The sequence below is a fragment of the Stenotrophomonas sp. SRS1 genome (assembly GCF_026130205.1).
Classification (GTDB): Bacteria; Pseudomonadota; Gammaproteobacteria; order Xanthomonadales; family Xanthomonadaceae; genus Stenotrophomonas; species Stenotrophomonas rhizophila_B.
Genome location: NZ_JAINFD010000002.1, coordinates 195,500 through 209,928, shown reverse-complemented (window position 1 = coordinate 209,928; position 14,429 = coordinate 195,500). Strand labels below are relative to the sequence as shown.

Annotated in this window: 10 protein-coding genes and 1 tRNA gene; 4 read left to right on the top strand and 7 right to left on the bottom strand. The window is 65.4% G+C overall.

The window, feature by feature from the left end:
* The first annotated feature begins 48 nt into the window (after nt 1–48).
* Both K4043_RS06685 and K4043_RS06680 read left to right on the top strand, forming a co-directional pair.
* Nucleotides 49–537, top strand: coding sequence for a hypothetical protein (locus K4043_RS06685; RefSeq protein ID WP_265308676.1), 489 nt, complete (start codon nt 49–51; stop codon nt 535–537).
* A gap of 60 nt (nt 538–597) precedes the next feature.
* Nucleotides 598–1,074 carry a YcxB family protein gene (locus K4043_RS06680; protein WP_265308675.1) on the top strand — a complete coding sequence of 159 codons (477 nt, stop codon included), beginning with the start codon at nt 598–600 and terminating at the stop codon, nt 1,072–1,074.
* 16 nt (nt 1,075–1,090) lie between these two features.
* Here the strand turns inward: K4043_RS06680 and K4043_RS06675 are convergent, their stop codons facing one another.
* Nucleotides 1,091–2,041, bottom strand: coding sequence for a glutathione S-transferase family protein (locus K4043_RS06675; protein WP_265309312.1), 951 nt, complete (start codon nt 2,039–2,041; stop codon nt 1,091–1,093).
* A gap of 195 nt (nt 2,042–2,236) precedes the next feature.
* Here K4043_RS06675 and K4043_RS06670 point away from each other — a divergent pair, with 195 nt between their 5' ends.
* On the top strand, nt 2,237–2,908 hold the full coding sequence (locus K4043_RS06670) for a VOC family protein (protein WP_265308674.1): 672 nt from the start codon (nt 2,237–2,239) through the stop codon (nt 2,906–2,908).
* A gap of 64 nt (nt 2,909–2,972) precedes the next feature.
* Here K4043_RS06670 and K4043_RS06665 read toward each other — a convergent pair whose 3' ends face one another.
* The 3 genes from K4043_RS06665 to ubiA form a co-directional block, all read right to left on the bottom strand.
* A complete protein-coding gene (locus K4043_RS06665; RefSeq protein WP_265308673.1) occupies nt 2,973–3,116 on the bottom strand; it encodes a hypothetical protein in 144 nt (47 codons plus the stop codon).
* 267 nt (nt 3,117–3,383) lie between these two features.
* Nucleotides 3,384–4,775 carry a TIGR00366 family protein gene (locus K4043_RS06660; RefSeq protein ID WP_152151094.1) on the bottom strand — a complete coding sequence of 464 codons (1,392 nt, stop codon included), beginning with the start codon at nt 4,773–4,775 and terminating at the stop codon, nt 3,384–3,386.
* A 217-nt stretch (nt 4,776–4,992) separates the two neighbouring features.
* Complete coding sequence (gene ubiA, locus K4043_RS06655) at nt 4,993–5,886, bottom strand: 4-hydroxybenzoate octaprenyltransferase (RefSeq protein WP_176987916.1); 894 nt, start codon at nt 5,884–5,886, stop codon at nt 4,993–4,995.
* A 158-nt stretch (nt 5,887–6,044) separates the two neighbouring features.
* Between ubiA and K4043_RS06650 the strand changes: the two genes are divergently transcribed.
* Nucleotides 6,045–6,121 (top strand) — tRNA-Arg (locus K4043_RS06650).
* A 142-nt stretch (nt 6,122–6,263) separates the two neighbouring features.
* On the opposite strand, the gene K4043_RS06645 is transcribed toward K4043_RS06650, so the two are convergent.
* The 3 genes from K4043_RS06645 to K4043_RS06635 all read right to left on the bottom strand — a co-directional run bounded on the left by K4043_RS06645 (nt 6,264) and on the right by K4043_RS06635 (nt 14,138).
* On the bottom strand, nt 6,264–7,619 hold the full coding sequence (locus K4043_RS06645; protein ID WP_265308671.1) for a Gfo/Idh/MocA family oxidoreductase: 1,356 nt from the start codon (nt 7,617–7,619) through the stop codon (nt 6,264–6,266).
* Nucleotides 7,620–7,672: 53 nt separating this feature from the next.
* Nucleotides 7,673–10,645, bottom strand: coding sequence for a TonB-dependent receptor (locus K4043_RS06640; RefSeq protein WP_265308670.1), 2,973 nt, complete (start codon nt 10,643–10,645; stop codon nt 7,673–7,675).
* Nucleotides 10,646–10,778: 133 nt separating this feature from the next.
* Nucleotides 10,779–14,138: a TIM-barrel domain-containing protein gene (locus K4043_RS06635; RefSeq protein WP_265308669.1), complete on the bottom strand. Its 3,360-nt coding sequence runs from the start codon at nt 14,136–14,138 to the stop codon at nt 10,779–10,781.
* Nucleotides 14,139–14,429 lie beyond the last annotated feature (291 nt).

Here is a 14,429-nt window from a genome sequence, read left to right as displayed (position 1 = left end):
ACACACAGTGCCAGCAGGGAGCAGGAATCACATGGAGAGACGCTACACATGAAAAATACCGTAGGCATTGGACGCATCGCATCGTCTGCCGTTGTTGCCAGCCCCTCTGCCAGCGCTACGGCACTGCGGCATTCGGCTGCGAATATCGCTCTCTCAAGAGCAGGGGATGCGAGGACCCTCGTCAACGCGGCACTTACCCAGAGAACCGACGCCATGCGCGCCGCAACCGGCGGCCCTACCGATGAGATGCGGACAGCCCTCGCGAAACTGGCCTCCGACTACCTCTCAGGGAATTCCAGGATCAACCCGTTCAAGACGCTTGAGGGAACGCTCCTCATGGGAGTCATAGCGAATACCAATACGGTCTTCACTGAGGACGAGCGTCGCGCGGCATTCGTCGAAGCGGAGTCTCGAGGAATACTGACGTCCGGGCCACACAACAATGCCATCAGCGCCTATACGACGACGCAGTCGTTTCAGAACATCGGTACGAAGACCCTCTTCGCTCACATTGCCCAGCACCGGTCCCAGAAGTGAAGTACTGTCGTTCAGCCGCGCTCAGCGACACACAGAACGTAGCACCTCACTGCAATGGCGATGACTTCCAAGCACATCCAAGGAGGCTATGTGGAGCACACAGGTCCGCGCATCGAGATCGACGTGTCGTATCAGCTTGCGGAGTACCGGCAGTTGCTGCATGAAGTCATTGCGATGGACATGGTGGCCCGGAACGAGCATCTGAATCGCACCAGCCCTTGGAACTGGCCGATCGTGCAAAGCGTCGTCCTGGCCGTTGTGGTGCCGCCGATCTTTGCCTGGAAGATGCTCCGCGTCGGTCGCTGTGCGTTCGTCTTCAGTGCGGCAGGCATCTCGCGCACGAGCAGAGGCAGAACTGCCTTCCGAACATGGCACCAGGTGAAGCATGTGCAGCGGTTGCAGGCGGCTTATCTCATCGAACTGATCGAGGGCGGCGCGATGCCCATTCCCGTCCGGGAAATGGACACGGAGCAACATCAGCAGTTTGAGCGTCTGCTGGCATCTGTGCCGGTGGTGATCCTGGAACCAGCTCACTGACGGATTGGCAGCCGCCTCAGTAAGCCCGCTCCGGCCCCACCGGCACGATCCCCGACGGATTGAGATGCCGATGGCTCTCGTAATAGTGATGCTTGATGTGCTGGAAGTTCACCGTATCCGCCACCTCGGGAATCGCCATCATCCGCGCCACGAACGTATGCAGGCCAGCGAAGTCCGCAATGCGCCGCACGTTGCACTTGAAGTGCACGTAGTACACCGAATCGAAGCGGATCAACGTCGTGAACAGACGGATATCGGCTTCGGTCATGGCATCGCCCACCACCCACGCATGTTGCTGCAGTCGCTCGTCCAACCAGGTGAGCGTATCGAACAACGGCCCAACAGCCTCTTCGTACGCCTCCTGCGTTGACGCAAAACCCGCTTGGTAAACTCCGTTGTTGACGGTGGCATAGACGCGTTCGTTGATCGCGTCGATCTCAGCACGCAGCGCGGCCGGATAGAAGTCACCGGCCTTCGCACCCAATCCGTCATAGGCTGTGTTGAACATCCGGATGATGTCCGCCGATTCATTGCTGACGATCGTCCCGCGCTCGCGATCCCACAGCACCGGCACCGTCACCTTGCCGGTCATCCCAGGTTTGGCGGCCGCATACAGCTCATGCAGATAGCGTGCACCGCGCTCGGGCTCCGGCGTCACCTGCGGGCCGGGCTCAAAGGTCCAACCCTGATCGCCCATGTGCCAGTTCACCACCGACACGGGCACCAGATCCTGCAGGCCCTTCAGCGCGCGCACGATCAACGTGCGATGTGCCCACGGGCAGGCGAGACTCACATACAGGCGGAACCGCCCAGACGCCGCTTTGAGGCCAGGCTCGCCATTCGGGCCATCACAGCCATCGGCGCTCAACCAATCGCGGAAGGTGGACTCCTCGCGCTTGAAATGACCATCCTCATCGGCGGCACCTGCGGTGCCTTCCTGCCATGTTCCATCGACCAGCATGCCCATCGCGGGAGTACTCCTTTGATAGTAGTTTGTGGTGCGCCGGTGGTGCGTCCCGGCATCGGTACATCGTTGTAGCAGATGCAGTTGCAATGCCCGGTGATGGGTGGCCTCGATCGGCTTGCAGTGCATTGGGTTCATCACTGAGACACATGCACCTGCGGCAGAATGTCGATGTATCTACGTGAGGCATTCCCCTCCATGCGCATCCACCATATCGATCTTCCCGTGTCCGATGTCGCCGCCACCGTGGCGTACTTCCGCGATGAACTTCAGCTGCCGGTCGAGGGCTCGGCCGTGCGCATCGGCTGGAGCACCCTGGAGCTGCACCCCGCAGGATCGAACCCGGTCGGTGGTGTGCACCTGGCGTTCAACGTGCCGGCCAATCGATTCGAGGCGGCTACAGAATGGCTCAAAGCGCGCGCCACCCTGCAGCGCGATCTGAAGGGCCATGACCATTTCACCTTCGATGGTCGCTGGGATTCGGAGTCGATCTATTTCACCGGGCCAGACGGTCTGATCCTGGAGTTGATCGCGCGGCGGCGACTGCCTGCCGGCGAGCGCCAAGGCGAGTTCCATGGCAGCGAGATGACCTGCATCAGCGAGGTCGGCCTGCCCGCTGAACACGTGGGCGAAGTGCAGGCGACGGCCGAGGCGGCCTTCGGGTTGAATCCGTTGTCACAGCCCACGCCGCACTTCGCACCGCTCGGCGATGACGAAGGCCTGTTGATCGTGGTCGATGCCACGCGCCGCTGGTTCCCCGAGCAGAAAGTGCTGCCGAATGCGCGCGGCATCTGCGTCGTGCTGCATGACGTGGTGCCTGGCGCGGTGGTCGAAGACGACGCACTGGGCTGGCATCTGCGCTCTGGCTGAACAGGCCCGGACGAACGAAGCCCCGCCGGAGCGGGGCTTCAGTTCACACAACAGCCGGCTGGGCTCACTCTTCCTCGTCCTGCTGGCCGCCCTGCTGCTGGTTCTGGTTGCGCTGCTGCTGTTCCTGCTGCTGTTGCTGCTGCTGGTCGCGACCGCGTTCGGGCTGTTCGCCGCGCTGATTCGGGTTCTGCTGGTTCTGCTGAGCCATCTCGATTCTCCGGTTGCCGCAAACGGAATGTTGCGGTCGGGGCCATCCTCTGCAGCGGCAGGTTAACGACGTGTGGGGGTTTGTATACGAATTCGTCAACGTCTCCCCGCCAACGTTTTCTGCGGGTACAAACCCCATGTCGCAGTAGGCGTTGGCCTGCATATGAACGGTTCGAATTCCCTTATGCCGCTACGTGCCAGCCAGCTTGCCGTGCGACTGAACAGGCCATTCCGGCACCGCTCCGTGCGGATGACGCGCAGATGACGATCACGGCATCACCGGCGGCACGTAGGTCAGCGTCATGCCGAGCAGCCACAGCAGGCCGAGCACAAGGGGGATGTGCACCAGCAACTGGATGAAGGTGAAGCCGACGATGTCGCGCGCCTTCAGGCCGAGCACGCCCAGCAGCGGCAGCATCCAGAACGGGTTGATCAGGTTCGGCAGCGCCTCGGCGGCGTTGTAGACCTGCACCGCCCAGCCCAGATGGGCCTTCAGTTCGTTGGCGGCCTGCATCACGTACGGCGCTTCGATGATCCACTTGCCGCCGCCGGAGGGCACGAAGAAGCCGAGTACGGCCGAGTACACGCCCATCACCAGCGCGAAGGTGTCGGTGGTGGCGATATGCACGAACAGCGTGGACAGGCGATGCGCGAGGGTCTCATCGCCACTGCCGGTGGCGTGGGTGAGGATCATCGCGATGCCGCCATACAGCGGGAACTGGATCAGCACGCCGGTGGTGCTGGGGACGGCCTTGGCCACCGCGTTGAGGAAGCTGCGCGGGCGCCAGTGCAGCAGCAGGCCGAGCGAGATGAACAGGAAGTTGTAGGTGTTGAGGTTGGCGATGGCGGTGACCACCGGCTTGCTGGCGAACTCGCCGAACAGCCAGCCGAACGCGAGCAGCGAGAGCAGCACGGTCAGCAGCGGGCTGTACTCCAGCCACTCGCCGGGGCGGGTGCGCGGCTGCAGCGGCTCGGCCTCGGCGCGGGCGGCGCCTTCGAAGTCTTTGGCCGTGCGCGCGGTGGCGGCGCCGGGTGCGGTGAGCCAGGCAATCAGCAGCGACACCAGGATCAGCGCGGATGTCAGCGCGATCGACTGCCACAGGAAGATGGTTTCGGTGAAGGGCAGCACGCCGGTGATTTCCACCAGGCCGGGCGGCATGCTGGCCGGGTTGGCCTGCAGCTGGGCGGCCGAGGAGCTCAGGCCCATCGCCCAGACCGCGCCGAGGCCAAGGTAGGCCGAGGCACCGGCGGCGCGGTAGTCCATGTTGAGTGCTTCGCGACGCGCCAGTGCGCGCACCAGCAGGCCGCCGAACACCAGCGAGAAGCCCCAGCTGAGCAGCGAGGCGAGCATGCTGATCAGGCCGACATAGACCACCGCGCCACGGCCGGTCTTGGGCACACGGGCCAGCAGCTCGATGAAGCGCGCCACGATCGGCGCGGTGGCGACCGCATAGCCACCGATGACCACGAAGGCCATCTGCATGGTGAAGGGGATCAGGCTCCAGAAGCCCTCGCCGAAGGCGGTGGCAGTGGCCTGCGGAGTCGCGCCGAAGCCCATCGCCGCGGCCGCGACGATGACCACGCCGAGTACCGCGAACACATAGGCATCCGGGAACCACTTTTCCGCCCAGGCGGCCGAGCGCAAGGCCGCGCGCGCCATCCAGCCGTCCTGCACCACCGTTGCCGTGTTCATTGCCCACCCTCCCCGATCATTCAATGGGAGGGATTCTGGGCGCTGCAAACGGCGCTGTCAGTCGCCTAATGGTCGTAGTGCCGGGCGCTGCCCGGCTCTGCGAGGTGATCGGGAGCCGGCCAACGGCCGGCACTACCACTGCGCGCGTTACGGGTAGCACCCGACCGTTGGTCGGGTGGCCCCCTCAGCGCACCGCCAGCGACACCGCGATGCCGGCGAACAGCGCGGCGCCGACCCAGTTGTTGTGCAGGAAGGCCTTGAAGCACGGATCGCGCTCGCGCTTGCGGGCAATCCAGAACTCGTAGGCGATCAACCCTGCGGCAACGCCGACGCCGACGCCGTAATAGAACCCCAGCCCGGCGCGCAGGCCGACCAGCGCCATCGTCCCCAGGAACAGCGCGTAGAGAATCCCCTGGATGACCAGGTCCAGATCCCCGAACAGGATCGCGGTCGAATGCGAGCCCATCTTCAGGTCGTCATCGCGGTCGACCATGGCGTACCACGTGTCATACGCGGTGGACCACAGGATGTTGGCGCCGTACAGCAGCCAGCCGATCACCGGCACCTCGCCCTGCACCGCGGCGAAGGCCATCGGGATGCCCCAGCCGAAGGCCATGCCGAGGTAGACCTGCGGCAGGTGGGTGTAGCGCTTGAGGTAGGGGTAGCTGGCGGCCAGGAACACGCCGATGAAGCTCATGCCGATGGTGAGCCAGTTCAGGGTCAGCACCAGGGCGAAAGCGACGATCATCAGCCCGGCGAACAGCGCCAGCGCCTCACGGCCGGACACGGCCCCACTGGCCAGCGGGCGGTCCTTGGTGCGCTTGACGTGCGGGTCCAGCCAGCGGTCGGCGTAATCGTTGATCACGCAGCCGGCCGAGCGGGTCAGCCAGACGCCGGCGGTGAACACGAACAGCGTCCACAGTGGCGGCAGCCCGCCGGAGGCCAGCCACAGCGCCCACCAGGTGGGCCACAGCAGCAGCAGGGTGCCGATCGGACGGTCGGCGCGCATCAACTTCCAGTAGTGCCGCCAGCGCGACGGGGGCGCCGCCTCGGGCGCTTCAAAACGTTCGTAAGCCATCGGTAAAGGATACCGCCTGGGCTGGCCGGGCGCGCCGCCGCCCGGCGCATCGGTGCAGGGGGCAGACCTGCGCGGCGTTTACGGATAGAATGCTCCTCCCGCGCCGCTTTGGCGGTCCGTGGCCCCATCAGGCGGCCCGGCGGGACGCAGGACACAACGCGCTCGTAGCTCAGCCGGATAGAGTAGTGGCTTCCGAAGCCATTGGTCGGGGGTTCGAATCCCTCCGGGCGCACCATCCTCGCCACTTCCCCGTGTTCATTGCTTTGCCTGCGCTGACCGCGCCCAGGCTGGGCCGCGCCATCGCCTGGCCGACCGGGTGAACGCGCGCACGGAATGGCCGGTACACATCGGTACCGGCCCTGGGACGTCAGCCTTCCTCAGTACGTCCCATCAAACGCGAAGATCGGCTTGCGCTGCTTCCACAGGCCGGCGGTGAAATCCGGGAATTCCAGCGTCTGAAAACTGTTGGCGATGGACTGCTCGGACAGCGGCGTGATCGCGCTCCAGGTGACTGCGTCGTAGATGTCGATCGGCATCGGTGCCTTGGCCTTCAGGGCTTCCACGAAGGCATGGATGACGAACCAGTCCATGCCACCGTGGCCGGCGCTGGCGGCGGTCGCGGCGTGCTGCTTCCACAGCGGGTGCTCGTACTGATCCTGGTAGGCCTGGAACGGTTCCCACTTGTGCGGCGGGCTGCGCCCTTCGATGTGGATGGACTGGTTCACATCCATCCACAGGCCCTTGGTGCCCTGCACGCGGAAGCCCATCGAGTACGGGCGCGGCAGCGAGGTGTCGTGCTGCAGCAGGATGGTCTCGCCGTTTTCGCAGGCCAGGGTGGTGGTGACGATGTCGCCGAGCTTGAAGGCCACCTTGGTACTCGGGTGGGTGGTGCCACCGCTCTTGGCCACGGTGTACTCGTGCAGGCCACGCGCCTTGCTGGCAAACGCGTTGATGTGGGTGAAGCGGTTCCCACGGTTGATGCCGGTGTACATCGCACACGGGCCGATGCCGTGGCTGGGGTACAGCTCACCGTTGCGCTGCACCGAATGCTCAGTGCGCCAGCGTGCTTCGGACCAGCCCTTGGCACCGAACTCCACGCCGCTGTCATACGGCTGGCTGGGGTCGCCGGAGTTGAACTTCACCCCGCGCAGGTCGTGCTGGTAGCCGCCCTGCAGGTGCACCAGTTCACCGAACAGGCCCTGGCGCACCATCTGCAGCGCCGCCATCACATCGCGGCGATAGCAGACGTTCTCCAGCAGCATGTACGGCGTGCCGGTGGACAGCTGGGTCTTGAGCACGTCCCAATGGTCCTGCAGGGTGATGCCGGCGACCACTTCGCAGCCCACCGCGACCTTGGCCTGCATGGCCGCGATCGCCATCGGTGCGTGGTACTCCCAGGGCGTGGCGATGATCACGCCGTCCAGGCCGCGCTGCTCGATCAGCCGCTTCCAGGCGTTGACGTCGCCGTCCTGGCCGTACGCCTTGGGCGCCGGCTTGCCGGCCTTGGCGACCATGTCCATGCCGCGCTTGAGCATGATCGGCTCGATGTCGCACAGCGCGACCACCTCCACGTCATCGCGGCGGACCAGTTCCTTCAGCAATACCTGGCCGCGCATGCCGGTGCCGATCAGGCCCAGCCGTACCTTGCGACCGCGCGCCCAGGCAGGCGTGTTCGGCAGCAGGCTGGTGGCGGCGACGGCCGCGCTGGCGGCGATGAATTCTCTGCGTTTCATGGACAGTACCTCGTGTGAAGATCGCGCCGGCCAGGACCGGCGCGAGGGATGCATCAGAATTTGTAGCCGACGGTCAGACTGTAGCCGCGACCGAAGATGGTGGCGTAATCGCTGGAATCGCCGAGGAAGCTGTTCGGGTCATAGAACGGCAGACGGTCGAACAGGTTCTTGATGGTGAATCCGACGTTCCAGTGGGCATCCGGACGCCAGGCCACGCTCAGGTTGGCGGTCCACCACGACGGGGCGCCATCGCACTTGCTCTGCTCCACCGGCAGGTAGCCGGCGGTGCAGGTCTGCGGGTTGTTGTCTTCCTCGTCGATCTGCTGCAGCGCCCACTTGGTGCCGCCCACGTAATTGACGAAGACGCTGGTGGTGACCTGCTTGTAGCTCCAGTCCGCGTTCAACGTGGCGCGCAGGCGCGGGTTGTTGTAATAGCCGACCAGGTCGCCGTAGTACCAGCCGCTTTCATCATCCAGGTAGGAACGGTTGCGGTTGGCGATGGTGGCGGCCACGCCGATGTTGAGGTTGCCCCACTCGCCCAGCGAAAAGCGGCTGCGTGCATCGATGTCGAAGCCGTCGATCAGGGTCTTGCCACGGTTCTTGTACTGGCCCACCACGCTGGCCACGTTGCCCACGCTGTAGCCGGGCAGCGTGCCGGGACAGGCGACGCCGCTGGCCGGGTCGGCGCACATCGCCGCCAGCGCGGCCAGGTTGGCGCGGTCGCTTTCGGTGATCGGCGAACGGGTGGAAGAGATGATGTCTTCGTCGCGGGTGAAATCCGGGGCGACGATTTCATTGCTGCGGTAGATGAACCAGTAATCGGCCGACACCGACAACCACTGCGTCGGCTCGTAGACGAAGCCGAGCGTGGTGATCTTGGCCTTCTCCGGCTTCAGATCCGGGTTGGGCTGGGTCATGCGCGCCACGGTGCGGCTGCAGTCGGTATTGAGCAGCGTATTGCCGAGGTCGACATCCCCCCCGCGCTGCGACTGCAACAGCAGGTTGGCGATGGCGTTGGTCTCGTTGCAGCGCACTTCATCGCGGTAGCCGCCCAGCTGGGCGAACACGCCGCCGTTGCCGGACTCGGCCAGGCTGGGGGCGCGGAAGCCGGTGGAGTAAGTGCCGCGCAGCATCAGCTGATCGAACATCTGGTACTTCAGGCCGATCTTCGGGGCCAGGTTGGCGCTGAAGTCCGGGTACTTGTCCACGCGCAGTGCGGCGTCCAGTTCCAGCTTCTCGGTGAGCGGCGCCACCGTCTCGGCGAACAGCGCATAGGTGTTGCGCTTGCCGTCGAACCACGAGCCACCCTGCTGGGTGATCAGGCCGTTGGCCGCGTCCGGGTTGCCGGGCGTGTAGAAGGTCTCGCGGCTGGCGTTGAAGCCGAAGGCCGCACGCACTTCGCCGGCCGGCATCTGGAACAGCGGACCTTCGATCTTGCCGTCCAGGGTATGCAGGCGCGTCCAGGACTGGATGTCGAAGGTCGGGAATGCTTCACGGATCAGGGCGGCGTTGGCCTCGCTGATCTCACCGAATTTGTACGCCGGGTGATCGGAAATGATCACGCGGCCGGTGCCCGGATCGACAGAATACGGGCCGAAGGCCTTCTCGAAGCCGGCCAGGTTCACGTTGGTGGTCTGGTAGGTGACCGAGTGGCTCCCGGCGGTGGCGAACGCGGTTTCCCAGTTCCAGTCGCCGATGTCACCGCGCATTCCGGCCACCACGCGGTAGCTCTGATCGGTGTTGCGCTGGCCGAAGTGGTTGGCACCCACGTCCTGCAGCAGGTACTGCAGGCCAACCACGCCGCCCATCAGTGCCTTCAGTTCGGGCGAGGCATTGTTGTATTCGTTGTTCGGGCCCAGGTACGGATACAGGAACTGGTTGACCGTGGTGCCGGTGTTGCGCGAGAACCAGCTGGTCGGGTTGCCGGTGGTGGTGCCGTAGGCGCGCGGCGTACCGCCGTTGGCGGTCAGGTCGATGTCGGTGTAAGTCGCCTCGGCGAAGGCTTCGGTGCTGTCACCGATCAGGAAGTGGGCGTTGACGTACGCCGTGTTGCGCTCGGACTTGGCGCCGGCGTCGATCTCGTTGTTCATCCACGTCTCCCAGATACAGCGCGGGCCGGCCGCTTCGCTGGTGAGCACGTTGTTGCAGCCTGGCGCGGCTTCCTGCACGCGGCGGCCGGTGACCGGATCGAAGGCGAAGTAGCTGCCCGGGTTGAACTCGCCCGGCTTGCTGCCGGTGCCCAGGCGCAGGTTGGGAAGGTAGTTGGGGTTGTTGACGTAGTACTGGTCGGGCCGCTTGTCGTAGAAGTCGCTCAGCGGGATCGCATCGCGCCGGTACAGATTGATCGAGGCGTAGACGTTGTAGCGGTCTTCATCCAGATCGCCGAAGCCGGCGGTGATGCTGCCCTGGTGTTCACCGTAGGAGCTGATCCGCGAGGATTTATCCGTGGTGAGGTTGATCTCCGCGCCCTGGTAGGAGCGTTTGGTGATCACGTTGATCACGCCGGCCACCGCATCGGTACCGTACACCGCCGAGGCGCCGTCGGTCAGCACTTCCATGCGTTCGATCGCTGCGGCGGGGATCGCATCGATGTTGACGAACTGGGTCTGGAAGCCGGCCGGCGCGCCGTAGTAGGACAGGCGACGGCCATTGAGCAGCACCAGCGTGCCCTGCGCGCCGAGGCCACGCAGGTTGGCCTGCGAGGCGCCGTCCGAGCCGGTGAACAGTGAGCGCGAGTCCTGCTGGCCCGGGCGTGCGGCCGGCAGGTTGTCGAGCACCTGCAGCAGGGTGCGCGCGCCCATGTTCTCGATGTCCTGCTTGCTGATCACCTGCACCGGCGAGGCGGTTTCCACATCGCTGCGGCGGATGTTGGAGCCGGTCACCTCGATGCGCGACAGCTCGGTGGCTTTCGTATCCGGCGTTGCGTCCTGGGCGCTGGCACTGCCGACCACCGCGACGGCCAGGCCGAGTGCGATGGACAAGGGGGTGGCGGTGATGCGGCGATGACGATGGCGTTCGGTCAACATCTTTGGCTCCTTGTTCGATCCGCAGCGTGGGGCTGGCGGTGGATGGGTGTTTTCGGGCAAACGTCCCCCGTGCCGCGGCCAGACGGCCGCAGACGGGAAACGGGAGAGAGCGGTATTTCGAGAGGCGGTTCGGTTACGGCGACACGATGCTGGCGGTATCGCCCTCCTGTCCGATCAGGGCGGCATTGGCCCAGTTGCCACAGACCTGCGCGGGGTGATCGCCCTGCGCCCCGAGCGTGCGCAGGCTCAGCCGCTGCAGGCCGCGCACGTCCAGCTCCGGTTTGACCACGCCGGGTGCGTTGACCAGGCCGCTGTCGTACAGCAGCCGACCGTCACCCCACACCTGGAACTGCATACCGCCCGCGGTGCGGCACTGATCATCGATCCCCAGGTCGGCGCGCAGCAGGCGCCAGCCGCCGCCCAGCTGCAGATCGATCCGGCTGCTGGCGTTGACGCCCAGGCCGCGGCGGAAATGCAGCCCGTTCATGCGCATCTCCGTCTGGCCACCGAAGGCGTGGTCGGCAGCGACGCTGGCCTTCAGCGGGGCCGGCATGGGCAGCGTGGAGAGATACAACTGCTGCGCCGGGCCTTCCGGCTGCGGATGCTCCAGCACGTGGAAGGTGGACAGCACGATCGGGCCGACATCGCGCGGCTGCAGCGCATCCACCGCACGCGCCACGCTGCCCTGCGCAGCGGTCACCATCGGGTCGGCACCGCTGGCACCGTCGCCTTCCGGGTTCTGCGTGCTGAGCACGCGGAAGCGCAGCAGGCGGCCGGCATGGGCGGGGAAATCGATCTGCTGCACGCCTTGCTGCAGGGTCAGGCGGCCGCGCTTGATCGGCTCACCCCATTCGCCGTTGCTGTCGGCCATGTAGATTTCGTAATCGCGGATCTGCCCACTCTTCCAGTGCTGGTCGTTGCGCGGCGCCAGTTCGATGCCGTCGATCAGCTTGCGTTCGCCGAAGCCCAGCACCCACTCGTGCGCACCGGTCTTGACCGCCTGGTTGCGCACCGTGCGGAACCACGTGGCCGGATCATCGTCGAAGGCCTTCTCCATCTCGTAGCCCTGCTCCTCGGCCGGGCGGTTGACCACCAGCAGGCTGTCGGAGGGCAGCGCGCGGCCCAGTTCCGGTGCGGCCGGGAAAGCATCGTCGGCCGGTGCGGCGGCGATCGGCAGCTCCAGCTGCAGTGCGAGCGGCTGGCGGATGTCGGTCGGTGCGGTGCGCACGTGCAGGGTGCCTCGGCGCTCGGTCGCGTCGAAGTACCAGCCTTCGTTGGCGCCCTTCCAGTCTGCCTGGTCGGCCAGCATCGGCAGCGCACGGCCGTCCAGCATCACTGCGGCGGGACGCTGGCGGCTGAGCACGCGCAGCGCATAACGGCGCTGCGGCAGCTGGCCGGCGTACTGGCCCTGCACCGCCTCGATGCGCACCTGCACCGGGCCGCTGCCCTGCGCTGGTCCCTGCACCGTGATCGCCTGCGTGCTCGATTCGCCTTTCTCATAGCGGCGGGTGGCGCCATCATCTTCGTACAGCGTGTACTGCGAGGTGCCCTGCGGGTACAGATCGAAGGTCACTTCATCCAACGGCTTTTCACCGTCGTAGAGCATCGCCGGGTACATCGGGATGATCGCGCCGGCGCGCACGAACACCGGAATCGTCGCCAGATCGACCGCGCGATCCAGCGAACGTCCCTCGGCACCGGCGGCCAACTGGCGGCCGTCCCAGTAGTCGATCCAGCGGCCCTGCGGCAGGTGGATGTCGCGGCGCCAGCCACGGCTCGCGGCCTGGCTGCGGTACACCGGCGCGATCAGCAGCTCGCGGCCGAGCAGGAACTGGTACTTGTGCGCTTCGGTATAGGCCTGCGGGTCCTGCGGGTAGTCCCACATCAGCGCGCGCAGCAGCGGCGCGCCGCTGGTCGCCGCATCGTGTGCCAGCCCGTACATGTACGGGGTCATGCGCATCTTCAGCTTGAGGTAGTCGCGGTTGACGCTGCGGTAGGGTTCATCGAACCACCACGGGTGCTTGCGCGCGTTGCCGGACCAACCGGACATGCCCATCAGCACAGGGGTGAAGCTCTTCCACTGCAGGTCACGGGTGAAGGTCTCGGCGCTGCCACCGAAGATCGCATCCACGTCCCCACTGGCGTAGGCCATGCCGGACAGGCCCGAGCCGATCAGGGTCGGAATGTGCCAGCGGATGTAATCCCAGCTGCTGCTCTGGTCGCCGGTCCAGGCCACCGCGTAACGCTGGATGCCGCCCCAGCCCATCACCGTCCACAGGAACGGGCGCGAGTCGGAATTGTTCATGATGCCGTTGAAGGCGGACTGGTTGGCGTCCATCGCGAACTGGTAGCCCTTGCCGGTCCAGGCCACGTCCAGCTTCTGCACGCGGCTGCCGGCAGTACCGACTTCCCAGGCGATCTTGTCGACGCCGTTCTCGGTCCACAGGCCGGTCTTGAAGCCGTATTTGGCCAGGCCCTGCACGGTTTCGGGCAGCTTCTTGTAGCCGCAGCCGTAACCATCGTTGGGCAGGATCCAGCCGCCGGGCATGTCGTGGTCGCGGTACTGCCTGGCCACGCTGTCCACCACATCGGGGGTGGTGCCGGTGGGGCCGTCGCGCCAGCCGTCGGGCACGCTGCCGGGCTTCTTGATGTTGTCGCCATCGTTGTAGCAGTCGGCGTCGCCATACGAGAACGCCCAACGCGGCAGCAGGCCGGCGCGGCCGGTCAGCGTGGTGTAACGGTCCAGCAGCGTATGCAGGCTCGGCCCGACGAAGTAGTACGCATCGAAGCGGTCCTCGCGGTGAAGCAGCGTAGCCTGGTCGGCCTGGCGCAGATCATAGGTGCCGTCGCTCCACGTGTTGCGCAGCATGCCCCAGCCCCGCGAGCTCAGCAGCATCGGCGCCGGGTTGGGGCGATCGCCTTCTTCCCAGCCACCGGAGTACGACACCTCCAGTTCGCGGCCCTTGAACTCGAAGCGACCGTTCTGCTGGCCGCCGCCGTAGAAGTGCTCATCGCCTTCGCTGGAGAGCACCTGCACGCTCTGGTCCTTGTCCAGATCCAGCGGCTGCAGTTCGTGCCACAACGCGACATCACGTTCGCCCTCGCGGCGATCCAGCGACAGACGCAGTGGCTGGCGCTGGATGCGCAGCACCAGGGCGTCGGTACGGATACGCACCTCGTTGCCATCTTCTTCCACCTCGAAGGCGACCTTCGCGGGCGGCTGCGGCAGCACGATCGGGGCAGCCTTGTCACCGGCATCGGTCAGCGTGCCGTTGCGGCCGGCGCGCACACGCAGCACGTCATCGCGCAGCAACTCCACGCGCAGCGTGGCGCCGGTATCGGTGCTGAGTGTCCAGCCGGCGGTGCCGTCGTTGGCGGGGGCAGCGGTGATCGCACGCAGGTTGCCCACCGGCGCCGCGTTGGCAGTGGCAGCCAGAGCCACTGCGGTGAGCAGTGCGATCTTCAGACCAGTGCGTCGAAACCGGAAGTCCACCTTGCCCCCAAGCCCGCGGTCAGCGGGAAACTGAAACCAGTGCGGCCGACTCTAGGGCAGGGTCTCGAAAGATGTCAACAAATTGCAAAGAAAAAGGAAGGATATTTTGCTATAAACGAAAGATGCGGCAGCGCGGCACTTTCCAAATGCCACCTGAATGCGCGTTTGTGATCGTCTGAAACCTTGGTGCAGCGCGGCATTCATAACGAGGAGCCGGCATCGGCCTTCGGGTGAAAGACAAAAACTGTGACCCACCGACCTTTTCTTTATCTTTCGCTATTTGACATTTCG